The 24,467-nt window shown below is 60.9% G+C and carries 27 protein-coding genes; 12 read left to right on the plus strand and 15 right to left on the minus strand.

The window, feature by feature from the left end:
- Nucleotides 1-38: 38 nt before the first annotated feature.
- Nucleotides 39-1,214 carry a glycosyltransferase family 4 protein gene (locus tag J2Z75_RS21545; protein ID WP_209854836.1) on the minus strand — a complete coding sequence of 392 codons (1,176 nt, stop codon included), beginning with the start codon at nt 1,212-1,214 and terminating at the stop codon, nt 39-41.
- Nucleotides 1,215-1,219: 5 nt separating this feature from the next.
- Nucleotides 1,220-1,795: a polysaccharide biosynthesis/export family protein gene (locus J2Z75_RS21550; RefSeq protein ID WP_209854953.1), complete on the minus strand. Its 576-nt coding sequence runs from the start codon at nt 1,793-1,795 to the stop codon at nt 1,220-1,222.
- A gap of 220 nt (nt 1,796-2,015) precedes the next feature.
- Here J2Z75_RS21550 and J2Z75_RS21555 point away from each other — a divergent pair, with 220 nt between their 5' ends.
- Nucleotides 2,016-4,178 (plus strand): GumC family protein, encoded by a 2,163-nt coding sequence (locus tag J2Z75_RS21555; protein ID WP_209854837.1) that lies wholly within the window; start codon nt 2,016-2,018, stop codon nt 4,176-4,178.
- Nucleotides 4,179-4,193: 15 nt separating this feature from the next.
- On the opposite strand, the gene J2Z75_RS21560 is transcribed toward J2Z75_RS21555, so the two are convergent.
- The 3 genes from J2Z75_RS21560 to J2Z75_RS21570 all read right to left on the minus strand — a co-directional run bounded on the left by J2Z75_RS21560 (nt 4,194) and on the right by J2Z75_RS21570 (nt 6,584).
- The gene (locus tag J2Z75_RS21560; protein ID WP_209854954.1) at nt 4,194-5,465 is read right to left on the minus strand and encodes a GNAT family N-acetyltransferase; all 1,272 of its coding nucleotides are present in this window, start codon (nt 5,463-5,465) and stop codon (nt 4,194-4,196) included.
- A 147-nt stretch (nt 5,466-5,612) separates the two neighbouring features.
- Nucleotides 5,613-6,356: a metallophosphoesterase family protein gene (locus tag J2Z75_RS21565; protein ID WP_209854838.1), complete on the minus strand. Its 744-nt coding sequence runs from the start codon at nt 6,354-6,356 to the stop codon at nt 5,613-5,615.
- A 15-nt stretch (nt 6,357-6,371) separates the two neighbouring features.
- Nucleotides 6,372-6,584, minus strand: a complete 213-nt coding sequence (locus J2Z75_RS21570; RefSeq protein ID WP_209854839.1) for a DUF2842 domain-containing protein — start codon at nt 6,582-6,584, stop codon at nt 6,372-6,374.
- A gap of 176 nt (nt 6,585-6,760) precedes the next feature.
- Here J2Z75_RS21570 and J2Z75_RS21575 point away from each other — a divergent pair, with 176 nt between their 5' ends.
- Entirely contained in the window at nt 6,761-7,864 is a 1,104-nt protein-coding gene (locus tag J2Z75_RS21575) for a COX15/CtaA family protein (protein ID WP_209854840.1), read from the plus strand.
- On the opposite strand, the gene J2Z75_RS21580 is transcribed toward J2Z75_RS21575, so the two are convergent.
- The 4 genes from J2Z75_RS21580 to J2Z75_RS21595 all read right to left on the minus strand — a co-directional run bounded on the left by J2Z75_RS21580 (nt 7,865) and on the right by J2Z75_RS21595 (nt 11,592).
- Entirely contained in the window at nt 7,865-8,656 is a 792-nt protein-coding gene (locus J2Z75_RS21580) for a sulfite exporter TauE/SafE family protein (protein WP_209854841.1), read from the minus strand.
- Between the two features lie 69 nt (nt 8,657-8,725).
- A complete protein-coding gene (gene argC, locus J2Z75_RS21585) occupies nt 8,726-9,658 on the minus strand; it encodes an N-acetyl-gamma-glutamyl-phosphate reductase (protein ID WP_209854842.1) in 933 nt (310 codons plus the stop codon).
- 93 nt (nt 9,659-9,751) lie between these two features.
- Nucleotides 9,752-10,708: an agmatinase gene (gene speB, locus J2Z75_RS21590; protein ID WP_209854843.1), complete on the minus strand. Its 957-nt coding sequence runs from the start codon at nt 10,706-10,708 to the stop codon at nt 9,752-9,754.
- A 92-nt stretch (nt 10,709-10,800) separates the two neighbouring features.
- Nucleotides 10,801-11,592: a phenylalanine 4-monooxygenase gene (locus tag J2Z75_RS21595; RefSeq protein ID WP_209854844.1), complete on the minus strand. Its 792-nt coding sequence runs from the start codon at nt 11,590-11,592 to the stop codon at nt 10,801-10,803.
- A 123-nt stretch (nt 11,593-11,715) separates the two neighbouring features.
- Between J2Z75_RS21595 and J2Z75_RS21600 the strand changes: the two genes are divergently transcribed.
- Nucleotides 11,716-12,177: an Lrp/AsnC family transcriptional regulator gene (locus J2Z75_RS21600; RefSeq protein WP_209854845.1), complete on the plus strand. Its 462-nt coding sequence runs from the start codon at nt 11,716-11,718 to the stop codon at nt 12,175-12,177.
- Nucleotides 12,178-12,240: 63 nt separating this feature from the next.
- Here J2Z75_RS21600 and rpsI read toward each other — a convergent pair whose 3' ends face one another.
- From rpsI to J2Z75_RS21615, 3 genes are all read right to left on the minus strand, one after another.
- On the minus strand, nt 12,241-12,714 hold the full coding sequence (rpsI, locus tag J2Z75_RS21605) for a 30S ribosomal protein S9 (protein WP_209854846.1): 474 nt from the start codon (nt 12,712-12,714) through the stop codon (nt 12,241-12,243).
- Nucleotides 12,715-12,716: 2 nt separating this feature from the next.
- Nucleotides 12,717-13,181, minus strand: coding sequence for a 50S ribosomal protein L13 (gene rplM / locus J2Z75_RS21610; protein ID WP_209854847.1), 465 nt, complete (start codon nt 13,179-13,181; stop codon nt 12,717-12,719).
- A gap of 227 nt (nt 13,182-13,408) precedes the next feature.
- On the minus strand, nt 13,409-13,840 hold the full coding sequence (locus tag J2Z75_RS21615; RefSeq protein ID WP_209854848.1) for a PaaI family thioesterase: 432 nt from the start codon (nt 13,838-13,840) through the stop codon (nt 13,409-13,411).
- Nucleotides 13,841-14,001: 161 nt separating this feature from the next.
- On the opposite strand from J2Z75_RS21615, the gene J2Z75_RS21620 reads away from it, so the two are divergent.
- From J2Z75_RS21620 to J2Z75_RS21630, 3 genes are read left to right on the plus strand one after another with little or no spacing between them, the layout of a single operon-like run.
- Nucleotides 14,002-14,823, plus strand: a complete 822-nt coding sequence (locus tag J2Z75_RS21620; RefSeq protein WP_209854849.1) for an enoyl-CoA hydratase — start codon at nt 14,002-14,004, stop codon at nt 14,821-14,823.
- Nucleotides 14,824-14,875: 52 nt separating this feature from the next.
- Nucleotides 14,876-15,154, plus strand: a complete 279-nt coding sequence (locus J2Z75_RS21625; RefSeq protein ID WP_209854850.1) for a type II toxin-antitoxin system RelE/ParE family toxin — start codon at nt 14,876-14,878, stop codon at nt 15,152-15,154.
- The gene (locus J2Z75_RS21630; RefSeq protein ID WP_234937486.1) at nt 15,151-15,453 is read left to right on the plus strand and encodes a HigA family addiction module antitoxin; all 303 of its coding nucleotides are present in this window, start codon (nt 15,151-15,153) and stop codon (nt 15,451-15,453) included. Before J2Z75_RS21625 ends, J2Z75_RS21630 begins: the two co-directional genes overlap by 4 nt.
- Before the next feature lie 18 nt (nt 15,454-15,471).
- Here J2Z75_RS21630 and J2Z75_RS21635 read toward each other — a convergent pair whose 3' ends face one another.
- Nucleotides 15,472-16,308, minus strand: a complete 837-nt coding sequence (locus J2Z75_RS21635) for an EamA family transporter (RefSeq protein ID WP_209854851.1) — start codon at nt 16,306-16,308, stop codon at nt 15,472-15,474.
- A 220-nt stretch (nt 16,309-16,528) separates the two neighbouring features.
- Here J2Z75_RS21635 and J2Z75_RS21640 point away from each other — a divergent pair, with 220 nt between their 5' ends.
- The 3 genes from J2Z75_RS21640 (at nt 16,529) to J2Z75_RS21650 (ending at nt 18,765) form a co-directional block, all read left to right on the plus strand.
- On the plus strand, nt 16,529-16,957 hold the full coding sequence (locus J2Z75_RS21640) for a CoA-binding protein (RefSeq protein ID WP_209854852.1): 429 nt from the start codon (nt 16,529-16,531) through the stop codon (nt 16,955-16,957).
- A gap of 131 nt (nt 16,958-17,088) precedes the next feature.
- On the plus strand, nt 17,089-18,369 hold the full coding sequence (locus J2Z75_RS21645) for an O-acetylhomoserine aminocarboxypropyltransferase (protein WP_209854853.1): 1,281 nt from the start codon (nt 17,089-17,091) through the stop codon (nt 18,367-18,369).
- A gap of 51 nt (nt 18,370-18,420) precedes the next feature.
- The gene (locus J2Z75_RS21650; RefSeq protein ID WP_209854854.1) at nt 18,421-18,765 is read left to right on the plus strand and encodes a cupin domain-containing protein; all 345 of its coding nucleotides are present in this window, start codon (nt 18,421-18,423) and stop codon (nt 18,763-18,765) included.
- A gap of 1 nt (nt 18,766) precedes the next feature.
- Here J2Z75_RS21650 and J2Z75_RS21655 read toward each other — a convergent pair whose 3' ends face one another.
- Complete coding sequence (locus tag J2Z75_RS21655; RefSeq protein ID WP_209854855.1) at nt 18,767-19,648, minus strand: hypothetical protein; 882 nt, start codon at nt 19,646-19,648, stop codon at nt 18,767-18,769.
- Between the two features lie 5 nt (nt 19,649-19,653).
- Nucleotides 19,654-20,901, minus strand: a complete 1,248-nt coding sequence (locus J2Z75_RS21660) for a cytochrome P450 (protein WP_209854856.1) — start codon at nt 20,899-20,901, stop codon at nt 19,654-19,656.
- Nucleotides 20,902-21,118: 217 nt separating this feature from the next.
- Here J2Z75_RS21660 and J2Z75_RS21665 point away from each other — a divergent pair, with 217 nt between their 5' ends.
- From J2Z75_RS21665 to clpP, 3 genes are all read left to right on the plus strand, one after another.
- Nucleotides 21,119-21,970 carry an endonuclease/exonuclease/phosphatase family protein gene (locus J2Z75_RS21665; RefSeq protein WP_209854956.1) on the plus strand — a complete coding sequence of 284 codons (852 nt, stop codon included), beginning with the start codon at nt 21,119-21,121 and terminating at the stop codon, nt 21,968-21,970.
- A gap of 18 nt (nt 21,971-21,988) precedes the next feature.
- Nucleotides 21,989-23,548, plus strand: coding sequence for a phospholipase D family protein (locus J2Z75_RS21670; RefSeq protein ID WP_209854857.1), 1,560 nt, complete (start codon nt 21,989-21,991; stop codon nt 23,546-23,548).
- 275 nt (nt 23,549-23,823) lie between these two features.
- Entirely contained in the window at nt 23,824-24,456 is a 633-nt protein-coding gene (gene clpP / locus J2Z75_RS21675) for an ATP-dependent Clp endopeptidase proteolytic subunit ClpP (protein ID WP_209854858.1), read from the plus strand.
- Nucleotides 24,457-24,467: the final 11 nt, after the last annotated feature.

The raw sequence follows: 24,467 nt of genomic DNA on the forward strand, positions 1-24,467 counted from the left end.
GTGTCCCTTCGGGATAGCAGAAAGCCCCTAAGAAACGCCTAAGAGTGCTTGGGCGCGACCTTCTGTAATACGGACGATTCCGGCACGAGCTGGCGGTAGAGCCGCATGATGCTGCCAGCCATTGTCGATGTCGAGAAAGCCGCCTTGAACGCTTCGGCTTCCGGCATAACCTTGGCTGCCCAGTCGGGCTCGGTCGCCGCCGCCGTCATGACCGCCGCGAGCGCCTGCGCGTCGTCCGGCGTGGCGAGCGCGGCACTTTCGGCGCCGAGAACCTCCGGGATGCCGCCGACCCTGGAAGCGATCACCGGCTTGCGGGCGGCAAGCGCCTCGAGGACGATATAGGGCATGGATTCGGCGCGCGAGGGTACGACGACATTGCGGGTGAAGGCGAACGCATCGCGTGCCTTCATCGCGGGCAGCATTTCGATGCGGCGGCCAAGGCCGCGTTCCAGCATCATCTGCTCGTATTCCTGCCTCTGCGGTCCGTCACCGATCATCATCGCCGACAGGGGTTTGCCGATGATCCGCTCGGTTTTGGCGAAGGCATCGATGAAAAGGTCAGGCCCCTTCAGATCGCGCAGCATGCCGATATAGAGGAAGTCCACGGCATCCGGACGGGCGTAGACGGTTTCGAAATCGCGATCATCGATGCCGTTGTAGATCAATTCGCTATAGGGTCGCGGCTTGCCGACCTTGGCCTCGTAGGTCCGGCGCTCGAAATCGCAGACGAAGACGATTGCGTCCGTCAGATATTCCTGCAGGCGCTCAAGGAGGAACACCGTTTTTCCGGTTAGTGTCTTGCTGTCGTAGTGCAGGCTGCCGCCATGCGGCGAATAAAGGCGGGCAACGCAATACCTGTTCACCCGCAAGGCTGAGCCGATGATCCGGGCCAGAACGCCACCCTTGGCGCCGTGACCGTGCAGGATATCCGGCTGCAAACTTCTGATTTCCTTGTAACTGCTCCAGAGGGCCGCCAGATCGGTGGGGCCGATGGACCGGCGGATCGGCAGGCGAACGAGACCGAGCGCCAGAAACGGCCTTATCTCGTCGAAAAGAGCGTCTTCGTAGCTGCCGCCCGTGGTGCTGTCGCAGACGATGCCGACTTCGTGGCCCTGCCTGGCATGCGCTTCGGCCAGATCGCGCACATGGCGGAAAATTCCACCGATGGGCGACCTGAAACAATGGATGATGCGCAGCGGCGGGGAATCCGGCATGGCTGTCAGAACAGCCGCTCGCGAACGTAGATGGTGTCGCCGGCCATGATCGGGTCGGAGATGGAAACGCGGCCGGTCAGGATGCGCCCGTTGATCTTGCGGGTGACATCGACATTTGCTTGATTTGCACGCGGCGAGTAACCGCCGGCGACTGCGATGGCGTTCTGCACGGTCATGCCTGGAACATAGGAATACTGCCCGGCCTGGCCGACCTCACCCATGATGAAGACGGAGCGGTAACGATCGACCTCGATCGTCACGTCCGGATCGCGCAGGTAGCCTTCACGCAGCTTGCTGGCGATCATCTTTTCCATTTCGGGCAGGGTATGTCCGCGCGACGGCACGGCGCCGATCAGCGGGAAGGCGACGTAGCCTGCCTGGTCAACCGTGTAGCTGCCAGTCAGGCCTGCCTGCTCGAAGACGCTGATGCGCAGCTTGTCGCCGCTGTCCACCCGGTAGGGCTGGATCGTTGCCTCGTGGAATGCCTTGGGCGCGGGCTGATAGCTGCTGCACCCTGAAATTGCAAGGCACAGAGAGAGTGCGGCCAAGGCAGGGCCTGTTTTCAATCGTGCGGATGTCATCGGGCTCTCGCGCTCCAGAAACCATGTCATGGCCTGATGTTATCAATCCGTTAGGGTTAATAGCCGGTAAAGGCGGCGAAGAAATTCGCGTTGAGCGGTATGTTTATGCTTTCATACAATCGTCATCGTACGCTATTCCTGGGCTCTTCACCGCATTAACCCTTGCGTTACCATGTTTGTTTACGGTGACGCGAAGTTGTGCAGGTTCGAGGTAAAGCGCATGTCGAGCGTCAACGACGGTCATCAGGATGTAGATATCGATCTCGGCGGGCTTTTCCGCGCCATCTGGCGCCGGCGGGGCAGGGTGCTGATGGCGACCGTCGCTTTCGCGGGCCTCGCCTTTGTCGGCGCGAACCTCATGTCTCCTGAATACCAGGGGGAAGCCCGCATTCTGATCGAATCGCGTCAGGCCGAATTCAGCGGTGCAAACCAGGGGCAGCCGCAGACAGGTGACAGCCAGTTCGACGAGTCCGGCATTTCCAGCCAGGTACAGGTCCTGCGCTCGGCCGACCTGATCAAGCAGGTCGCCCGTGAAATGAAGCTCTATGAACTGCCGGAATTCGACCCGACGGCAAACCCGTCGGCGATCTCCGACGTGCTTGTCATGCTGGGCATCAAGAAGAACCCGCTCGACCTGCCGCCGGAAGAGCGCGTTCTGAAGGAGTTCGAAAAGAAGCTGCAGGTCTATCAGGTCGAGAAATCGCGGGTGATTGCGATGCAATTCACCTCGGAGGATCCGCAGCTGGCAGCCGCCATCCCCAATGCGATGGCCAAGGTCTTCCAGTCGCTGCAAAGCGGCGCCAAGCTCGATTCCAATTCGGAGGCCAGCCGCTGGCTGGAGCCGGAGATTGCCAATCTGCGCGAAAAGGTGCGCGACGCCGAGGAGAAGGTTGCCAATTACCGGTCGTCTTCCGACCTGCTGCTCACCGGTGAAACCGGCGGTACGTTTGCGACCAAGCAGCTGAACGATATTTCCACCGAGCTTGCCCGCGTGCGGGGCGAACGGGCCAATGCCGAGGCGCGGGCCGAAAACGTCCGCACGGCGCTTGCCAGCGGCCGGGCCGTCGATACGCTGAACGATGTCGTCGCCTCGCCGATGATCCAGCGCCTCAAGGAAACCGAATCCAATATCCAGGGGCAGATCGCCGATCTTTCGACCACCCTTTTGGACGGGCATCCGCGCCTGAAGGGATTGAAGTCGCAGCTGCAGGGCATTCGCGCGCAGATCATCAGCGAAACGAAGAAGATCCTCGGCAGCCTGGAAAACGAGGCGAACGTCTCGCAGTTGCGCGAGCGGCAGCTGGTGGCCCAGCTCAACACGCTGAAGGCGACATCCGCCAAGGCCGGCGAGGACGAGGTCGGCCTGCGGGCGCTGGAGCGGGAAGCGACCGCGCAGCGGCAGTTGCTCGAAACCTATCTGGCGCGCTACCGCGAGGCGACCTCGCGCAGCGGCGAAAATGCGGCACCCGCCGACGCCCGGATCATATCCCAGGCGGTCGAGCCGACCGAGGTCAGTTTCCCCAAGGTGCTGCCGATCACCATCGTCGCCGCCGTTGCCAGCTTCCTTGTCAGCTGCGTGATAATCATGCTTTCCGAATTGTTCAGCGGCCGCGCCCTGCGTCCGGTGGGACGGAGGGAAGAGCAGGCCTTTGAAGAAGAGCAGGTGCAGGAAGCGCCGTCGGCGCGGAAGGTCGTGTCTCAGCCAGAGGCTGTCCAGCCAGTGCCTGTTGCCGTTCGCGAACCCGTCGTTGCCGAAACGGCGCCGTCCGATGACGCTGATCCGCAGGAGGATGATTTTTCGATCGAATCCGTCGCCGACCATCTTTGCGAGGACGATGTTCGCGTGGCGATCTCCGTATCGCCGGCCGGCGATGACGGCTCGGTGAATGCGGTAGCGCTGACGCGACTGGTTGCCGAGGAGGGACGCAAGATTGTCCTGATCGACCTGACCGGCTCGGCCTGCCCGACACGCCTGATGGCGCAGTCGACCGATCTTGCCGGCATCACCAATCTGCTCGTCGGCGAAGTTCCCTTCACCGAAACGATCCATGCCGACCGTCTGTCCGACGCCCATATCATCCCGCAGGGCGACGCCGATCCGGTGCTTGCCATGCGCGGCATCGAACGCCTGCAGATGATCATCGATGCCCTGTCGAACGCCTATGATACGGTGCTGATCGAGTGCGGCCCGGCCGATGTCAATGCGATCCGAAAGGTGACGCGGTCGAAGGATACGCAGATCATCATCTCCGCTCCGGCAGTCGGCAATGAAGAAATCATCGAACTGATCACCGGTTTCGGTGAGGCCGGTTTCGGTGAAATCGTGCTGATGACGGGAACGGGTTATCCGCAGCCTGGAAATTCCGGCCGCCGCGCGGCGTGACAATCGGCGATTGTTTCAGTCGCCGTCGGTATCCGGGACGGCCGCTGCGTCGGGCGTCTGCCGTTGCTGGCGCAGGCGCTGGAGAAAGGCATAGGCCTTCCTGTTCTTCTTGATCCAGACCTTCATCCGGACCGCCGTGCGGTGGGCCCCGGCCGCCAGACGTCCGCGCAGCGTCAATGGCAGGACGATATCGCGCTGGACGGTCTCGACCGTGCACCAGGAGCGCTTGTAAGCTTGGTCGCCGATACCGAAATCGAACAACGTTACCCCTTCGGCATTGCATTTGCGGATCATCAGATAGAAGAGCAGTTCGCCCGGGCTGGCGTCGGCGGCCATTTCCTCGTCGATCGATCCGAACTGGCAGATGACGTGGTCGCCCTTGCGCGACAGCCCGGCGATGGCGACGATGCGGCCGTTCTGTTCTCCGCGCAAACGGATTGCGTTGAGTTCCAGCGGCTGACCTTCCGCCGTCGGTTCCACGGCCGCCAGCGTATGGAAGAAGGCCTGCGTCTCCCTGTCCTGGAAAACGTTGGGCAGGCCGAGCGCCTTGAAGCGGATGGCTTTCTGCTCGAAGAAGAGGTCAAGGATCTGCCGCCGGTCCCGGCGTGTTGTGGCTACAACGTGTTCATAGCCGCCGAGCGCTTCCAGCCGCTTTTCCGAAACACGAAATTTCTTGCGCCGCCGTTTGGCATTGATCTGGGCCAGCGTCGCTTCGAAGCTTGCAAGAAGCGGCAGCTGGAAGGACGAATTCTGGTTGCGAACCGCCGGGAGCGAGGCGAGGGGATGGCAGGTCCCATGCCAGTCGAAGGGCATTTTCTCCAGCGTGACGATATCGGCGACACGCGACAGTTTCGCCGATAGATCGGCGATCAGCGACGCGCCCAACTGTTCGCAGGTGAGAGGATCGAAATCGGCGGCGAAAAGCCCGGTATTGAGATTGCTGTGCGGCGAGCCGATGAACCGCGCCGTGCGGAAGAACCGGCCGCGAACCAGTTCGAGCGGCAGGATGAAGACCGTTTTCTGGCCGATGCTGCCGCGCACGAGCAGCAGCTGGTTGGGATGGGTCTTGGCCCAGGCGGCGCACCAGTCGAAGCCTTGATGCAGGGATGCGGCGGAGGAGGCTTCCAGCGCGCGCCAATCGGCTTCCAGCGCCTGCATGCTGACATGGACGGAGAGCTTCAGGTCTGTTGCGGCGGCAATATCCTGCGCCTTGTCGCGACGGGCATGCCAGACGCGGCGGCGAGCCTCGCTAACGGGCATCATGTTGAAGTCCACGTCCGTCATGATCGCTTGCTGTTCCGGGAACTGGGTGACGTCCCATCTAACGCAAGCATGTCCTTATTTTCATTTAAATTGGACGGGCCACGGAACGGTTGTCCCTGCTTTTAAAAAATGCGGTTACCAAATGGCTAAAGGTCCGATGGGCAGGCCCCGTCAGTCGCCAACCCAGCCGCTGGCGAGTGCATTGGCCCATTCCCTATTTCCGCGCGCGCCGGCAAGCCGCGACATCGCCATGTGATCGTAGGATACGCGCCGGAAGGTCACGTCCCAGCGGCCGTCCGCCTTCGACAGAATGGCGTAGGAGGCATCGGGCGAGCCGGTTTCCACCTTGTGGAACACCGGTTCGTCATCGTCATAGCCGGGGCAACCGACGCTGCCGGGATTGACGATCAACCGGCCATCGGCAAGGTGCACGGCGCGCGGAATATGGGTATGGCCGCAGAGGATGACGGGGTGGTCGATGCCGGCGGCGAAGCCCTCGATCCGCTGGCGGGCCGACATATGCACCACGCCTTCGTTTGTCAGGTCTTCCAGCCAGTAGATGAGATCGTCCTGCGGCGTGCCGTGGCAGAGAAAGAGCTCCTGCCGGTGAACGAGCGTCGGGGGCAGGGTGCGCAGCCAGTCGAGATGGTGCGGCTGCAGTTCGTCGTGGGCGGCGCGATCCCAGCGGCCCATGTCGGCCGGTTCCTTGGTGATCAGCCAGCGGTCGTGGTTGCCCCGGATCGACGGGAAATTGCGCGACATCAGGATATCGGCCGTCCGGGCAGCATTCAGCGGGCCGCTCAGATGATCGCCGAGATTGACCACATCGTCGATACCGTGTGCGCCGATGTCGGCGAGTACGGCTTCGAGCGCCAGATCATTGCCGTGGATATCGGCGATCACTGCGATTTTCATGATATTTTCCTTGGGTCAGCGCGGCTTGGCAGGCTTTTCCATCCACTTGATGATCAGCATGGCAGGCAGCACCCACAGCAGGCCGGTGAAGAAGAAGTAGAGCAGATGCACCCACCAGGGGGCCGCGCCGAGCAGCAGCGAGGCAAAGGTGGTGGCCGCCAGCGCATAGACGATGACGAGGATGACGATCAGGATCGTGCCGATCAGTTTTCTGAGGCGTGCGGGCATTCAGGTCTTTCCGGTTGGCAAGGGCGCCCGGCATCTGGCCGCGACGGCATGCCGCAAAGGGGTAAGCCTTGTTTTGCACAGCGCTCTGGTGCAAATCAACGGCTTTGATGCATGTACCCAATGACAAATCGCCTTCTGCGGGCCAGGGCCATGCCTTTCGACAGTGGAGTCCTCAGATGGCAAGCACGGATTTGGCAACGCAACAGCGGCTTCTGCGGGAGATCGACGTCGTCAGCCGCAATCGCACGCGGATCAGGATCTGGCTGGGTGTGGTCGTGCTGGCGTTGTTTGCGCTGGTGCTGGTCGGGGGGGCGACGCGGCTGACCGAATCCGGCCTGTCGATTACGCAATGGAAGCCGATCCATGGTGTCATTCCGCCGCTGACCGCCGCCGAATGGCAGGAGGAGTTCGATCTCTACAAGCAGATCCCGCAATATGAACTGCTCAACAGCGACATGACCGTCGAGGGGTTCAAGACAATCTTCTGGTGGGAGTGGGCGCACCGGCTGCTGGCCCGCTCGATCGGGCTGGTCTTCGCCCTGCCGCTGGCTTTCTTCTGGATCAGGGGGCAGATCGAGCCGCGCTTGAAACTGCCGCTGGTCGGCCTTTTGGCGCTGGGCGGTTTTCAGGGCTTTATCGGCTGGTGGATGGTCTCGTCCGGTCTCGCCGACCGCACCGAGGTCAGCCAGTACCGGCTTGCCACCCATCTCGTCATCGCCTGTCTGATCTTCGTCTCCTGCATCTGGATCGGCCGCGGTCTGGCACCGCATGCGGATGATCCGGCGCCGACGAAAAGCTCGAAGAAGATGGCAGCGATCGTCGCCTGCATGGCGCTGTTCCAGATCTATCTCGGCGCGCTGGTCGCCGGCCTCGATGCGGGCTTGAGCTACAACACCTGGCCGCTGATGGACGGTTCGCTGGTGCCAGGCGATCTGTTCATCCAGCAGCCGGCCTGGATCAACGTTTTCGAGAACCCGAAGACCGTGCAGTTCATTCACCGGATTGGCGCCTATGTGCTGTTCGCCTTCGTGCTGATGCACATGATCGCCTCGCTGCGCAGCGCGCCGGACACGACGCACGCGCGGCGGTCAGTCCTGCTCTTCGTGCTGGTGACGATCCAGGCGATGATCGGCATCACCACGCTGCTGCTGCAGGTGCCGGTCGGCTGGGGCGTGGCGCATCAGGGCGGCGCCTTGATCGTACTCGGTTTCGCCGTTGCCCATTGGCGGGCTTTTGCAGGCGAATATCCGCGGCCGCTGGCGATCGAGGTGCGGGACTGATCAGCGCAAAAGCGTGTCGAGCGCAGGCATGCCGAGGACGGCAGCTGCGCCGATCAGGACGTAGCAGATGGTCCGGAACGTCGATGGTTTGGCGAGGCCGAACAGGCGAGAGCCGACGTAAAGTCCTCCGGCGTAGAGCGGAAGGATGATGAGCGTAAGGGCGAAGACCTGTTCGACGAACAGGCCGCCGACGAGATAGCTGACCGCTGTCAGCGCCGAGGAAATCACGAAATAGAGCATCAAGTTGGAGCGGATGACCAGAACGTCGCTGGCGCCGCTCAGCCAGTAGGCGACGACCGGCGGGCCGCCGAGTTGCGCAGCACCGCTGAAAACCCCAGCAATGCCGCCGACACCGGCCGTCAGTGGCGCACGCGGCTGGCCGTGATAGCGCCAGCCGGAGACCAGCAGGATCAGCAGACATGCCGCGACGATGGTGATCGCCCAGCGCAGGATGAGCGGATCGGCAAGCGCCAGCGCCGCCGTGCCGAGCGGCACGCCGATCAATGCGCCGGACGCCATGGTGAATACCTCGCGCCGGTTGGCGGCACGCCATGCGGCGGGCAACATTCCCGCTGACGCGATCGTGTCGATCACCAGGAGGACGGGCGAAATGATCTTCGGGCCAACGATCGAGCCACCGATCGGGATCAGGATGAGCGCCGCACCGAATCCGGAAAAGCCGCGCGCCATGCCGGCGATGAAGGTGCAGACCAGCAGCGGGTAGAGGCCGTGTTCGGGCAACGAGGCTGCGACCCTTGCAAGAAGGGTCGCGAAGAAACCGGTATCGCCCATGTCAGGTCGGTGCCTTTCCGCCATCGCGGTCGGGTGGCGGGACGGCGAAAAGCCGCCCCTTGGGGAGTCTTAAGCCGAAAGCATCAGATCCATGTTCTGGACCGCCGCTCCCGAGGCACCCTTGCCGAGATTGTCGAGCAGGGCGACGAGATTGACCTGTCCGCCGCCGTCGGATCCGAAGACATACAGTTTCATCGTGTCCTTGCCGGCGAGTTCGACGGCATCGATACGGGCCATTTTCGCGCTTTCTTCGCGGGAAACGACCTCGACGATCGACTGGCCGGCATAGTGGGCGGCGAGGGCTGCGTGAATAGTTTCGAGCGTTGCGCCGTCGTTTAGCTGATCAAGGAACAGCGGCACCTGGACGATCATGCCCTGCGGGAAACGGCCGACCGAGGGGGAAAAGATCGGCGCGCGATCGAGCAGGCCATGCGTCTGCATTTCCGGTACGTGTTTGTGCTTGAGCGTCAGGCCGTAGAGGAAGTTCGGCGAATCGATATGGTCCGGATTTTCCGGGTCTTCCATCTGCGCGATCATCTGCTTGCCGCCGCCGGTATAGCCGGAGACCGCATTGACCGTGACCGGATAGTGTTCCGGCAGGATGCCGGCCTGGCGCAACGGGCGGATCAGGCCGATGGCGCCAGTCGGGTAGCAGCCGGGATTGGCGACGAGGCGGGCGTCACGGATTTTTCCGGCCTGCGCGGTATCCATTTCTGCGAAACCATAGGCCCAGTCCGGCGCGATGCGGTGCGCCGTCGAAGTGTCGATGATGCGCACCTTGTTGTTGCCTTCCAGCATGGCGACGGCCTGTTTGGAGGCATCGTCGGGCAGGCAGAGGATGGCGACGTCGGCGCTGTTCAAAAGGTCTTCGCGAATGGCGGCGTTGCGGCGTTCCGCTTCCGGAATGGACAAGAGTTCCACATCCGAACGACCAGCCATGCGGCTGCGGATCTGCAGCCCCGTGGTGCCGTGTTCGCCATCGATGAAGATCTTCGGTTTCATGGTTTTATCCTGTCCTGCCAGATGATTAGCCGTGTTTACGGAATCACTTTGGCATGAAATTGAATCAGTTTGACAACAGGCTCGCGCGGGCCACTACCCACGTCGTTCCGCCAGCTGTTCGGCATGAAGGCCGAGCATATACATCGCGATGGTGGAGGCCGCAATGGCGGTGATATCGGCATGGTCGTAGGCCGGGGCAACCTCGACGACATCGGCCCCCTTGATGACCAGCGCCCCCAGCTTGCGGATCACCGACAGGATCTTCGCCGAGGACGGGCCGCCGGAAACCGGCGTACCGGTGCCCGGCGCATAGGCCGGGTCGAGGCAGTCGATATCGAAGGTGAGATAGGCCGGGCGGTCGCCGACATGGTGGAGGATGACGTCGGCGATCTCGCCGGCGCTCATCTCCTCGATATCGTAACCGTAGAGAATGCGGATGCCGCAATCGTCGGGCGCATGGGTGCGGATGCCGAGCTGGATCGAGCTTGCGGTATCGATCAGTCCTTCGCGGGCGGCACGACCAAGGAAGGAGCCGTGGTCGATGCGGCCTTTCTCGTCGGCCCAGGTGTCCTGATGCGCATCGAAATGGACGAGGGCGAGGGGACCATGAACGGCGGCATGGGCGCGCAGCAGCGGCAGCGTGACGAAATGATCGCCGCCAAGGCTGAGCAGGAAGGCGCCGCTCTTTAGGATTTTTGTCGCTTCGCGTTCGATGGTCGCCGGCGTCTTGCCGTGATTGCCGTAGTCGAGCAGGCAGTCACCATAGTCGATCGTCGCCATGTCGGCAAACAGGTCGCGTTCGAACGGGTACTGCGGATCGTTGTCGAATATGGCCGACGCCCGGCGGATCGCCTGCGGCCCGAAACGCGCGCCGGGACGATTGGACGTCGCCGCGTCGAAGGGTATACCCCAGACGACGGCATCAACGCCCTTCAGGCTCTTGGTGTATTTCCGCCGCATGAACGACAGGACGCCGGCATGGGTCGGGTCGGTCGCAGCACTTTTCAGCGATGTGGCGGTGATCGCGTGGTCTATCGTCTTGTTGGCCATGATCCGTCTCGTCCGTTGCGTGGCGAGACGTTGGACAATCGGCCGATGGAAGGCAAGACCCCGATTGTGGCCGCCGCCGGATAATCCGTCTTTCACGAGGCCTTGGCTTCGAACGTGGGCGCAAAGTCACCCAGCGATTTCGCCTTCAATATCAGGCCTTCGATGTCCTGCTGGACGATCGCTTCGAGGTCGGCGAAGCTGTCGATGACATAGTAGATCGGCTGAACGATATCGATCCGGTAGGGTGTCCTCAGCACGCTCAGGAGATCGAACGGCCGGAACTCACAGGCAGTGCCGTCCATCGCGGCTTTTGCCTCGCTCGGCGAGGAGACGATGCCGGCGCCAAAGCAGCGGCGGCCCTGCGGCGTGTTGATCAGGCCGAATTCGACTGTGAACCAGAAGATGCGGAACAGGTGCCAGGAATAGCCCTTGCCGAGGCTGACGGCGGTTTCGCCGAAATGCCGGACGAAATTGGCGTAGCTCTGGTTGGTGAGCAGCGGGCAGTGGCCAAACACCTCATGGAACAGGTCGGGCTCCTCGATATAGTCGATATGCTCGCGGCGGCGCAGGAAGGTGGCGAGCGGAAATTTGCCCTGCGACAGAAGCTCGTAGAAGCGTGATGGCGGAATAAGGGCGGGGACGCCTTCGACCCCGAATCCGGTGGTTTCATGCAGGCGACGGTCGACGTCGGCGAGCTGCGGAACCTTGTCCGGCTTGAGGCCAAGCATCTTGACGCCATCCAGATATTCGCGGCAGGCCATGTTTGCCAGAAGCTTCATCTGGCGCTCGTAGAGTTCGCCCCAGATCGTATCTTCCTCGGCTGTGTAGGCATAGAGCCCGTCTGGGCCGGGCAGTTTAGCGGTGTAGCTGCTTTCCTTGGTCATGCTCAGATCCTCCCGGGCACTGCGACGTCTGTGCAATTATGCTCCAAAAACGGTGGATTTTCCTTTCTTTCCTGCTGTCTATCGCCATAATCTTGGCAAGAATTTTCGAGGGACGCAGGAAATATGAAAGAATCCGGGAGTTTTCACCGCAAGCTGCTGCAACTGGTTCAGGCCGATGGCAGCCTGTCGCTGGCGGAACTGGCGGAGAAAGCCGGCATGTCGCAAAGTTCGGCCTGGCGGAAGATCCAGGAGCTGGAGGCGGATGGCGTCATCCGCAAGCGCGTGACGCTGCTCGATCCGGGAAAACTCGATCTCAAGCTTTGTGTCATCGCGCATGTGACGCTGGAAGATCACCACGAGGAAGCGGTGGCGTCCTTTGCCTCGGTGGTGCTGGAGCGGCCGGAGATCATGGAGTGCTACGCACTCTCCGGCGCGTTCGATTACATGCTGAAAATCCGGGCGAGCGATGTCGAAAGCTACGAGGCGTTCATGACGCGCTACCTGATGCGCAATCCGCATGTGCGCACGGTGGTGTCGAGCTTCGTGCTGCGCGAGCTCAAGTTCTCGACGGAACTGCCGATCTGACATCAGTGCATAGAAAAAGGCGGGACAAAGCCCGCCTTCTCCAAATCGAAATTTTCGAAACGATTAACGCTTCGAGAACTGGAACGAACGGCGGGCCTTGGCCTTGCCGTACTTCTTACGCTCGACGACGCGCGAGTCACGGGTCAGGAAGCCACCCTTCTTCAGGACCGGACGCAGGCCCGGTTCGAAGTAGGTGAGAGCCTTCGAGATGCCGTGACGAACGGCACCGGCCTGGCCGGAAAGACCGCCGCCTGCAACAGTTGCATCGATATCGAACTGGCCGTCGCGGGCAGCAGCGAAGATCGGCTGGCGCAGGATCATCTGCAGAACCGGACGCGCGAAGTAGGTAGCGAATTCGCGGCCGTTGACGGTGATCTTGCCGGAACCCGGCTTGACCCAGACGCGGGCTACGGCGTTCTTGCGCTTGCCGGTCGCATAGGAGCGGCCCTGGGCGTCGACCTTGCGGACATGAACCGGAGCCGAAGCGGTTGCTTCAGTCGCCGTGCCGAGGTCTTTCAGAGAAGAGAGATCAGCCACGATTAGGCGCTCCTTGTGTTCTTGCTGTTCAGCGCGGCGACGTCGAGGACGGTCGGCTGCTGTGCTTCATGCGGATGATTGGTGCCGGCGTAAACGCGCAGGTTCTTCATCTGGCGACGGCCAAGCGGACCACGGGGAACCATGCGCTCGACAGCCTTCTCGAGAACGCGCTCCGGGAAGCGGCCTTCGATGATCTGGCGCGCGGTGCGCTCCTTGATGCCGCCCGGGTAACCGGTGTGCCAGTAGTACTTCTTGTCGGTGTACTTCTTGCCGGTGAGGACAGCCTTCTCGGCGTTGATCACGATGACATTGTCACCATCGTCAACGTGAGGGGTGTAGGTGACTTTATTCTTGCCGCGCAGGATGTTGGCGATGATGGAAGCGACGCGACCAACAACGAGGCCTTCGGCGTCGATGAGGATCCACTTCTTCTCCACCTCTGCAGGCTTCTGAACGAAGGTTGACATGTTAAAACTCTTTCGTTTGAACCCGATGCGTTGCCGCCGGGCGTTTCTTGTTGCTTGAATTGACGGACCCGAAAGTCAGCCAAAAATGAAAGCGGCCCCAAGGGACCGCGATCTGGTGCGGCTTATACGCAAGGGATGAAATGCCGTCAAGATCACCGTTTTTGATGGTTTGAAAAAATACCCATATAAAACATATGGTTAGATATGAGGTATTTATATACCACAAATTATCGCGGTGGAATCGAATAGGTCGCAGTCGCGTGGGCGACCAGTTCTCGGGCACCAATCTCTGAGATTGCCGCATCGAGAACCGCCAGCCGCTTGCCGAGTTTCAGGATACGGCAGGTGCATTGCAGGGGCCCGAGCTTCGGTTTCCGCAGGAAATTGATGTTGAGATTGGTGGTGACGGCGAGCGCCACGGGGCCGATATGGGCAAGCAGGGTAATATAGGCCGTGACGTCGGCGAGCGCGAACAGTGTCGGCCCGGAAACGGTGCCGCCGGGGCGCAGGTGCTTTTCCTGCGGATCGAGCCGCATGGTGGCAAAGCCTGGGCCGGTGGCGATGACCTCGAAGATCTTGCCGTCGGTATGCACCTCGGAAAAATCCGTTTCGAGGAAGCGGTTGAGGTCTTCGATGGTGAGGATCGGCTCCAGAGGCATGGTTCACTCCCAAAATAGAGGCCTGCTTTACAGACCGGCGGGCGGCCAGGGCAAGCTGGAAGAAAGTCTTAAACTCTACCGCCCGTGCTTGAAACGGCGGTTGCCGCGGCGTACCAAGCGCTGATCCGGACAAGCCGCGAGATCAGACAAAGGAGAAAAACATGGCGGACATCGTTCCCCTGCACAAGGAAGAACCCCGCGGCCTGGTGCTGCGCGAGGTCTCCGGCAATGTTCTGCGGCTGACCTTGAACAACCCGCCGGCTAACACGCTGTCGATTGCGGTAATGGAAGCGCTAGCCGGTGAACTCGATGCCGTTGCCAAGTCCGATGACATCCGGGTTGTGATCCTGGCTGCTTCCGGCGCGCTGTTCTCCGCCGGCCACGACCTGAAGGAATTGACGACGCATCGCGCCGACGACGATCAAGGGCGAGCTTTCTTCGAAAAATCCGTGCGGCTCTGTGCCGATCTCATGCTGAAGCTCAACCGGCTGCCGCAACCGGTCATCGCCGAGATCGACGGGCTGGCGACGGCGGCGGGCTTGCAGCTGGTGGCGAGCTGCGATCTGGCGATCTGCACGGACAGCTCGACCTTCTGCACCCCCGGCGTCAATATCGGCCTGTTCTGCTCGACGCCGATGGTCGCCGTGTCGCGCGCGGCGCACCCCAAGCAGGCCATGGAGATGCTGCTCACGGGTGAAACCATCGACGCATCGACAGCCAAGGATTTCGGCCTCGTCAACCGCATCGTGCCGAAACAGTATCTGCAACAGGTGGTCAACAAATACGCCGCCGTCATCGCCTCGAAATCGCCGCAGGCGCTACGGATCGGCAAGCGGGCGTTCTATGGTCAGGCGGAGATGAGCATCACGGAAGCCTATGATTTCGCCACGGGCGTGATGGTGGAGAACATGCTCAAGTCCGATGCGAAAGAGGGCATCGATGCGGTTCTGGGTAAGCGGACGCCGGAGTGGAAGGCGGAGTAACGTTCAACGTTGTACGATAGACGTATTACGCACAGCGTAGTATGTTTCGCGGATGATCAAATCGATTGCCAACAGCGCGACGCGGCAATTTACGGAAAGCGGAAAATCGAAATTTTCCGGACTGGATTCCGAAAAGGCAAAAATGCGGCTGGTGATGTTGCACAACGCCCGTTCACTCGATGATTTGGCGCCATTGAAATCGGTTGGTCTGCATAAGTTGTCGGGAGATCGGAAGACACAATGGGCCATGACCATCAACGGACCTTGGCGGCTGTGTTTTCGATTTGAAGACGGACACGCTTATGACGTTGAAATCGTGGACTACCATTGAAGGAGAATGCGATGTTTGAAATTCATCCGGGCGCAATGCTCAGGGAAGAACTGGATACACGCGGCATGACGGGCAACGCACTGGCACTGGCGCTGCGCATAAACTCCGGCCGTGTTTCCGAGATCCTGAATGGAAAGCGTGCGATTTCCGCCGACACCGCTTTGAGGCTCGGTCAGTTCTTTGGAAATGATCCTCAGTTCTGGCTGGGACTTCAGGCTACCTATGATCTTGCCGTTGCGGCGCGGCAAAACGGTGATCGGATCAAAACGGAAGTTCTTCCTGCGAAATCGGCCGCCTGAAAATCGCTGAAACAGCGTTCAAGCCAGCTTCAGCATCAGCGCCCCAAGCGCGATCAGGCAGGCGGCCGCGATGCGGAAGATGCTGACGCGTTCCTTGAGGAAGACGATGGAAATGACGATGGCAAACAGGATCGACGTTTCGCGCAGCGCTGCAACAGTCGCAACCGGCGCTTTCGTCATCGCCCAGAGCGCCAAGCCATAGGCGCCGATCGAGCCGCCGCCGCCGATCAGGCCGCGCCACCATTGATGGCGGACGTGAAAGAGAACCGGAGCGATGCCGCGCTTAGCGAAGGCCCATGAAAACAGCAGCACCGGCGGCAAAAGCGCCATCCAGAGTGTGTAGGAGATGGGATTGAGCGCCAGCCGCGCGCCGATGCCGTCGACATAGGTGTAGCTGGCGATCACCACGGCATTGGCCAGCGCCAGCAGGATCGCGCGCTTGCCGCCCTTGCGCGCCTCGAAAGCAAGCGTCAGCACGCCGGTCGAGATCGTCAAGACGCCGGCGATAGCACCACTGGAAAGATTCTCGCCGATGATCGCGCCGCTGGTCGCCGCCACCAGCAGCGGCGCGACGCCGCGCATCAGCGGATAGACGAGGCCGATATCGCCAGCGCGGTAGGCGGCGGCGACAAGCTGGAAATAGGCGAACTGGAAAAGCGCCGAGACCAGGATGAACGGCCAGGCATCCGGATGCGGCAGCGGCATGAACGGCAGGAAGGGCAGGGCAACGACCGCGGCACCGAGCGCGACCATCGCGGCATCCAGCGATTTCTCCGACCCCGCCTTGACCAGCGCGTTCCAGGTCGCATGCAGGAGCGCCCCGAATAAAACGAGAGCGATGACGTCAAGAGGCACGGGAAACCTTCAGGGAATGCGAGGAAAACGGCGGAATAGTTGGGTTTTGCAGGGCACTATCGCGAAAAGCAACTTGATTTGACGCAAAAGGCCAATTTTTGCCACGCGCTACGATCCACATCGCTCAAGAAATCAGGCGCGAACCCACATGTGATCGGTTGACAGAGGGGAGAGCTGTCCCAATTATCCCCACAACGATTGTGCAGCGCGGAATTCGACGATGAATCATGACGTGTATCCCGACTACTATCTGTCCGATATTCTGCGCGCGACGAAAACCATAGCCCTGGTCGGCGCATCGCCCAATACCGAGCGGCCGAGCCACCGGGTGATGGCGTTCCTCTTGCGCAAGGGCTACATGGTTTTCCCGGTCAATCCGGGCCAGGCGGGCAAGGAAATCCAGGGCCGGACGGTCTATGCCCGGCTCGCCGATATCCCCGAGCCGATCGACATGGTCGATGTGTTTCGCGCAGCGGACGCGCTTCCGGCGCTCATTGATGAAATTCTTGCGCTGAAAGTCCGCCCGAAAGTCATCTGGGGGCAATTGTCGGTCCGCGATGACGAAGCGGCGGCAAAGGCCGAGGAGAATGGCATCCAGGTGGTGATGGATCGATGCCCGGCGATCGAATATCCGCGGCTGGTCGGCTGAGCCTTCTCCTCGCCGAAATCCGGTTTGGAATTCCTTGCTCGTTCGGCGTGCAAATCGGGCAAAACAGTCTTTGACCGGAACGTGCCGCCTCTGAAATAGTGCGCCGAACTTGATCAAGGGAGGACACGCCGATGAAGAACAATCCAGGTTTCAACACGCTCGCCATCCACGCTGGCGCAGCACCAGACCCGACTACCGGCGCGCGGGCAACGCCGATCTACCAGACGACGAGCTTTGTCTTCAACGATGCCGATCACGCCGCCTCGCTGTTCGGTCTGCAGGCTTTCGGCAACATCTACACCCGCATCATGAACCCGACGCAGGCTGTGCTTGAAGAACGCGTCGCAGCGCTCGAAGGCGGCACGGCGGCGCTGGCCGTTGCCTCCGGTCATGCGGCGCAGCTGCTGGTGTTCCATGCCATCATGAGCCCCGGCGACAATTTTCTGGCTGCCCGCCAGCTCTACGGCGGTTCCGTCAATCAGTTCGGCAATGCATTCAAGTCCTTCGACTGGCAGGTGCGCTGGGTCGATACGGCGGATATTTCCTCCTTCGAGAGCCAGATCGACGGCCGCACCAAGGCAATCTTCATCGAGAGCCTGGCCAATCCCGGCGGCACCTTCGTCGATATCGCGGCGATCTCGGAAGTCGCAAAGAAGCACGGCCTGCCGCTGATCGTCGACAACACCATGGCGACGCCCTACCTCATCCGCCCGATCGAGCACGGTGCCGACATCGTCGTGCATTCGCTGACCAAATTCATGGGCGGCCATGGCAATTCGATGGGCGGCGTTCTGGTCGATGGCGGCACGTTCGACTGGTCGAAATCAGGCAAGTATCCGATCCTCTCGGAACCACGGCCGGAATATGCCGGTATGGTGCTGCACGCGACCTTCGGCAACTTCGCCTTCGCCATCGCCTGCCGTGTGCTTGGCTTGCGCGATTTCGGCCCGGCCATTTCTCCGTTCAACGCTTTCCTGCTACTGACGGGCATCGAGACTCTGCCGCTCAGGATGCAGCGCCATTGTGACAACGCGCTTGCCGTTGCCAAATGGCTGAGTACCCATGACAAGGTCGCCTGGGTCAAATATGCGGGCCTTGAAGGTGACGCCAATCACGCGCTTCAGCAGAAATACTCCTCAAAGGGAGCCGGCGCCGTCTTCACGTTCGGCCTGAAGGACGGCTATGAGGCCGGTAAGCGCTTCGTCGAAGGTTTGGAAATGTTCTCGCACCTCGCCAATATCGGCGATACGCGCTCGCTGGTGATCCACCCGGCCTCGACCACGCACCGGCAATTGACGCCGGAACAGCAGACGGCAGCCGGTGCCGGACCGGAGGTCGTTCGCCTGTCTGTCGGCATCGAGGATATCACCGACATCATCGCCGATCTGGAACAATCGCTGGCGAAAGCCTGAGACAACCGAAGATGGCCGGTTTTCCGGCCATCTCCTTCTTGCGGAGCCTGCATGACCTACGCGTTGACATTCGATCCGACGTCCATCGAACCTGAAGCGGGTGCCCCGGCACCCGACCGGCTGATCTCCGGCACGCCGGAATTTCGCACCTGGAATTTCGAGGAAGCCGAAGGCGGCATCTATGCCGGCATATGGGAGGCGACGCCGGGCAAGTGGCGGATCGCCTATGACGAGTGGGAGTATTTCCACATCCTGTCCGGCGTTTCCGTCGTCATCGAAGACGGCGGCGCCGAGACGCATCTGAAGGCCGGCGACAGCATGATCCTCAGACCCGGCTTCAAGGGAACCTGGGAAGTGATTGAAACGACTCGCAAGGACTATGTCATTCGGGTTTGAGTTAAGGGTGTTGTTGCGGGGTGCACAAAATCTCCGGCCGAGCGGTACTGTTTGGGGAATCATAGAGCGAATCCGACGTGAACGTTGTCTTGCGATAAGACCAGTTGAAAACGTGCCGCCCATCCGCCGCATCCACGATGAGGAGGCCGTGGTTTCGAAGAAAGCGAACTCCGCTGCCGCTGTATTTCGGCTCACGAAAAGTCAGAACCGACGCGTCCATCATGGTAGTGACCGGCCGGTTGCCTGATTGCAGACAATAAGGGTGTCCCTCCGCGCCCCTTTCCGCTTCGGTCCAAACAGCGACGGCAGATACATAGGCGATGGTCACAGACAGCGTGAGCGTTGCTGCGAGCATCAGGCAGGATAAACCGAAACGATCAAACGGTGACCTTTGCCGCAGCCCGGGCACGGCGAAAAAAGCCAGGCAGACCAAGGCGACTGCGAGACAGATCAGCAGCCCGAAGACGATAATGCCGGGCCAACGCGCGAAAATGCCCAGCGGAAACAAAATTATCAATGGTATTGGAACGGATGTAACGAACGCGAACAGTACATCGACATAGCGGTTCGCCGCTGCTTCTTTCCGTCTCCGAAAAGTGCTGATCGTTGCTCCAAGGGCAAAGCATATCAAGAACAACACGATAGCGGCAAAGGCGATCAGTACGCCGACCCCGAACCGATCGTCGCTATCAGCAGCATCAGACGCCAGCCAATAGCAGAAAACCGCATTTGAGAACGCAAGAATCCAGAAGGAAAGGCGGTTGAAGTACGGCATGATCGGCAGAATGATCATCGCCAGCAGCAACGACGGATAGGCGACGAAAAAGGCAACGACCATTATCTCGTTTGTGTTCTGAGATATCTGACGAAATACATCCGCCAACACCGTTACCACTCCAGTTCCAGCCGCTCCAATCCGTGGAAATGATAGCTGTCCTTCACCTGGGGCTCGCCCTTGAGCCGCAGCCCCGGCAACCGTTCGAACAGGATCGGCAGCGACAGTTTCAGTTCGAGCCTTGCCAGCGGTGCGCCGATGCAGAAATGCAGGCCGGCGCCGAACGAGACGTGGGCGCCTTCGTTGCGGTCCGGACGGAAGGCGAGGGGATCGGAGAATTTCTTCGGATCGACATTGGCGGCGGCCAGCAGCAGGCCGATCTTGTCGCCCTTCTTCAGGCTGATGCCGTCGTCCAGCTCGATATCGGAAAGCGCGTAGCGCTGGAAGATGTGCAGCGGGGCCGCGTAGCGCATGCATTCCTCGATCGCCCGCTCGGTGGCGGCGTCGCTGGAGAACGCCGCTTCGGCGGACGTGCCGGTTTCGAGCAGGGTGCGCACGGCGTTACCGAGCTGGTGAACTGTCGCCTCGTGTCCGGCGTTGAGCAAAAGGACGGCCGTGGAGATCAGCTCGTCGTCCGACAGCCGCTCGCCATCCTTCTCGGAGGTGATCATGTGTGTCAGCAGGTCGTCGGAGGGATTGTCGCGTTTCCAGTCGATGATGCTCTTCAGGTAGGCGCTGAATTCGGCAGACGCCTGGTTGGCGTCGAGTTCGGTTTCGAGCGTCGGGTTGAACATGTACATCCGCACCATGCGGTGCGACCAGTCGAGCAGCTTGGGCGCCATGTCCACCGGCACGCCGAGCATGCGGGCGATCACGGTGACGGGGATGATTTCGGCATAGGTCTTGAGAAGCTCGACCTCGCCGTCCTTTTCGAAACCGTCGATGAGGGAATGGGAGAGTGCTGCGATTTCCGGCTTCAACTGCTCGATCTGGCGCGAAACGAAGGCGCGGTTGACCAGCGTTCGAAGCCGCGTATGCGCCGGCGGTTCGAGTTCGAGCAGGGAATAGGCCTCCAGCCGGTCGAAATCCTGCAAATGCGGCTTGGGGTCGGGTAGGCCCAGTTCCTCACGGGTCGCGACATGCAGGATCTGCCGGCCGAAGCGGCGGTCTCGCAACAGGCCGTTCACCTGGTCGTAGCCGGCGAAAAACCATTTCTGCTGTTCTTCCCAGAAGAAGGCCGGACATTGTTGATGCAGCTTCGCGTAAGATGCCAGCGGGTTCCTGTAAAAGGCCGGATCGCGGACGTCGATGCTGACGCTGCGGGTCGAGGGGGCGACGGAAATGGCAGATTGTGCGGGCATTTGGCATTCTCGCTGGATGAAACGACGTGCGTAGGATTGCGATCTATGGTGAGTGCGGCATGGCCGACAAGGAAATTGTCATGTGCATGCCAGATATTGCTACCTGGAAAATCGTGATGCAGACACCGAAAAACGCGCATTTGTCGGATGCCGCCTTGCCTTGCGGTGTGACATGTCTATTTCATGGACGATGAACGGCAACGACCAGAGAGAGACTATGGCTTCGTCGCATACCAGCCTGTCAGCGGGCATTCTGGCCGCTCTCCGCGGCAAGCGCGTCTCGCTTGCAGGCCGGGATCCGGCGGGCGAGCGCGGCGATACCGTCATCGCTTCCTACAATATCCACAAATGCGTCGGCACCGACAACCGCTTCGATCCCGGTCGCACCACCGAAGTGATCAGCGAAATCGGCGCCGATATCATCGCCCTCCAGGAGGCAGACCAGCGTTTCGGCGAACGGGCGGGCCTTTTGGACCTTGAGCGGCTGCACCGCGACTGTCATCTGATCGCGGTGCCGATCGCCGCTTTTTCCGCCAAGGGACACGGCTGGCACGGCAATGTGCTGCTTTTGCGCGAGGGGGCGGTCGCCAAGGTCCACCAGTTGAGGCTGCCGGGCGTCGAGCCGCGCGGCGCTCTTGTCGTCGATCTCGACCTGAAGGCTGGGCCGCTGCGCATCATCGCCGCTCATTTCGGCCTGCTGAGACATTCCCGCGCCCGGCAGGCGGAGGCGATCATCGCGGCCATCAGCGAGGCGGAGGAACGTCCGACGCTGTTGATCGGCGATCTCAACGAGTGGCGGACGGGGCGCCGGTCGGCGCTGAGTTACCTCAGTCCCGTCTTCGATCATGCCGCCACCGTTGTGCCGAGCTTTCCCTCGCGGTTCCCGCTTCTGGCGCTCGACCGCGTCATGGGAAGCCCGCACAATCTGGTCACCGCCGTCGAAGTGCACAATACGCCGCTTGCCCGCGTGGCTTCCGATCACCTGCCGATCAAGGCCTATATCGACCTCAAGGCGGCGCTTGGGCGCGGCGGAAATCCAATCGAAGCGGTTTCCACCGCTCAACCCTGACGGACAGGTCGTCGTTTCATGCGTGCCGCTATTGTTGCCCTGTCCGTTTTCGTGTCCGGCCTGTTCGCGCTCGTCGCAGTCTACACGTACGGCCGTTTCGGGCGTAGATTGCAGGGCCCTGCATCGACCGCTTTGCAGCCGGGGCACGATCAGACCGAACTCGACCGATTGGCAACGCCCTTGCTTAAAGCGCATGAGGGGCTGCACGGCATTTCACTGATCTCGGACAATATGACGGCCTTCACACTCAGGGCGCTGTCGGCGCGCAAGGCCGGGCGCAGCCTCGATTTGCAGTATTACTACTGGAAGAACGACCTCACCGGCCGGATGCTGACGCGTGAAGTGCTGGCCGCCGCCGATCGCGGCGTTCGGGTGCGGTTGCTTCTCGACGATATCAATGCCGGGCTGCACGACCGCATGTGCCTGTCGCTTGACGGCCATCCGAATATCGAGGTTCGACTGTTCAACCCCAGCCGCGCGCGCACCGACCGCTTCAAGCGCGGCTTCGAGATGGTGCTGCGACCTTTCCGCGCCACGCGGCGCATGCACAACAAGCAATGGATCGCCGATGGCTGTCTCGTGATCGCCGGCGGCCGCAACATCGGCGATGCCTATTTCGACGCGGACGAGCAATCGAACTTTCGCGATCTCGACGTCTGGATGCTCGGCCCCGTCGCCGACGATGCCGCAGCGGTTTTCGACCGCTATTGGAATAGCCCGATGGTCGTGCCGATCAGCGCGCTGCGGACGCCGCGCGCGCACTATCTGCCGGCTTTCAGGGAGAAGCTCGAAAAGATTGCCGCAACATCGGGCGGGCTTCACTATCTGGCGCAGGTCGATCTGGCGACCCGGGATGGTGGCCTGTTGCCGGCAAAGGTGCCGCTTCATTGGACAAGCGCTGCCAGGCTCATATCCGATCCGCCCGAGAAGGCGTTTCTACAGAAACGCAACAACTGGATCATGCGGGAATTGATGCCGGTCCTGACATCGGCGCAACGGGATGTCCGGGTTATTTCGCCCTATTTCATCCCCGGCGCCCAGGGCATTGCCGAAATCGCCAGGTTGGTGGAACGGAAGGTCAAGGTCGACGTATTGACGAATTCGCTGGCGGCCACCGACGTCGCGGCGGTTCACGGTGCCTACGCCAACTACCGCAAGGCGCTGTTGAAAAGCGGCACGACATTGTTCGAGCTGAAGGCCATGCACGAATTCGGCGATCCCCAGCGTATGTCGCTGTTCGGTTCGCGCGGCGCCAGTCTGCACACCAAGGCCTTTACCGTCGATGGAAAGACCGGGTTCGTCGGATCGATGAATTTCGATCCGCGCTCGGCCTCGCTGAATACGGAGATGGGGGTGCTTTTCACCCATCCGGCGCTGGTCACGGAGGTCGAGGCGATTTTCGACGAGGAGACAAGCCCGGAAAACAGCTTTCGGCTGTCGCTCGACAAGGGGCGTCTTCGCTGGCACGACAGCGAGGGCAGCGCGCCGCGCGTACTTTACCGCGAACCGGAGGCCGGTTTCTGGCGCCGCCTGACGGCCGGGATCATCCGTATACTGCCGATCGAATCGCAACTTTGATCCGCATTTACCGATTTTTCACCCTGAAGGCCCGAAAGCCTGTGTGAAAAAGCGAAAAATACCGGCTGGCGCTCTATCCTGCCCGTTAGAACCCGCTAAAGGATCCGCATGGATGCGCCGCGACGGCAATATCGCCGCGCCATTCGGGTATTAACGTTATGCAGAGTTCGCGACTTGAAGTGGGGGTGTGGGACACTCTATGTATGGACAAGAGATATTCCCGATGATTCCCGGTGTGCAAAAGGGTTTGTGCACCAGCTAGACAAAGGTTTGACATGAGAAATCCCGTTGATACCGCTATGGCTCTGGTGCCGATGGTCGTTGAACAGACCAATCGCGGCGAGCGCTCCTACGATATCTTTTCGCGCCTCCTGAAAGAGCGCATCATCTTTTTGACGGGTCCTGTGGAAGACCACATGGCAACGCTGATCTGCGCTCAGCTGCTGTTTCTCGAGGCTGAGAACCCGAAGAAGGAAATCGCCCTCTACATCAATTCGCCGGGTGGCGTCGTCACCGCCGGCATGGCGATCTACGATACGATGCAGTTCATCAAGCCAGCCGTTTCGACGCTGTGCATCGGCCAGGCCGCCTCCATGGGGTCGCTGCTTCTGGCCGCCGGCCACAAGGACATGCGCTTTGCGACGCCGAACGCCCGCATCATGGTTCACCAGCCGTCTGGCGGCTTCCAGGGCCAGGCATCCGACATCGAACGTCATGCCCGCGATATCCTGAAAATGAAGCGCCGTTTGAACGAAGTTTATGTCAAGCACACCGGCCGCACGTTGGAAGAGGTTGAACAGACGCTTGATCGTGACCACTTTATGACAGCGGACGAAGCGCTGAGCTGGGGTGTTGTCGACAAGGTGATCACCTCGCGTGAAGCGATGGAATCCGCGACGGACGCGTAAGTTTCAAGCTT

The sequence above is a fragment of the Rhizobium herbae genome (assembly GCF_017873135.1).
GTDB classification, from domain to species: Bacteria; Pseudomonadota; Alphaproteobacteria; order Rhizobiales; family Rhizobiaceae; genus Pararhizobium; species Pararhizobium herbae.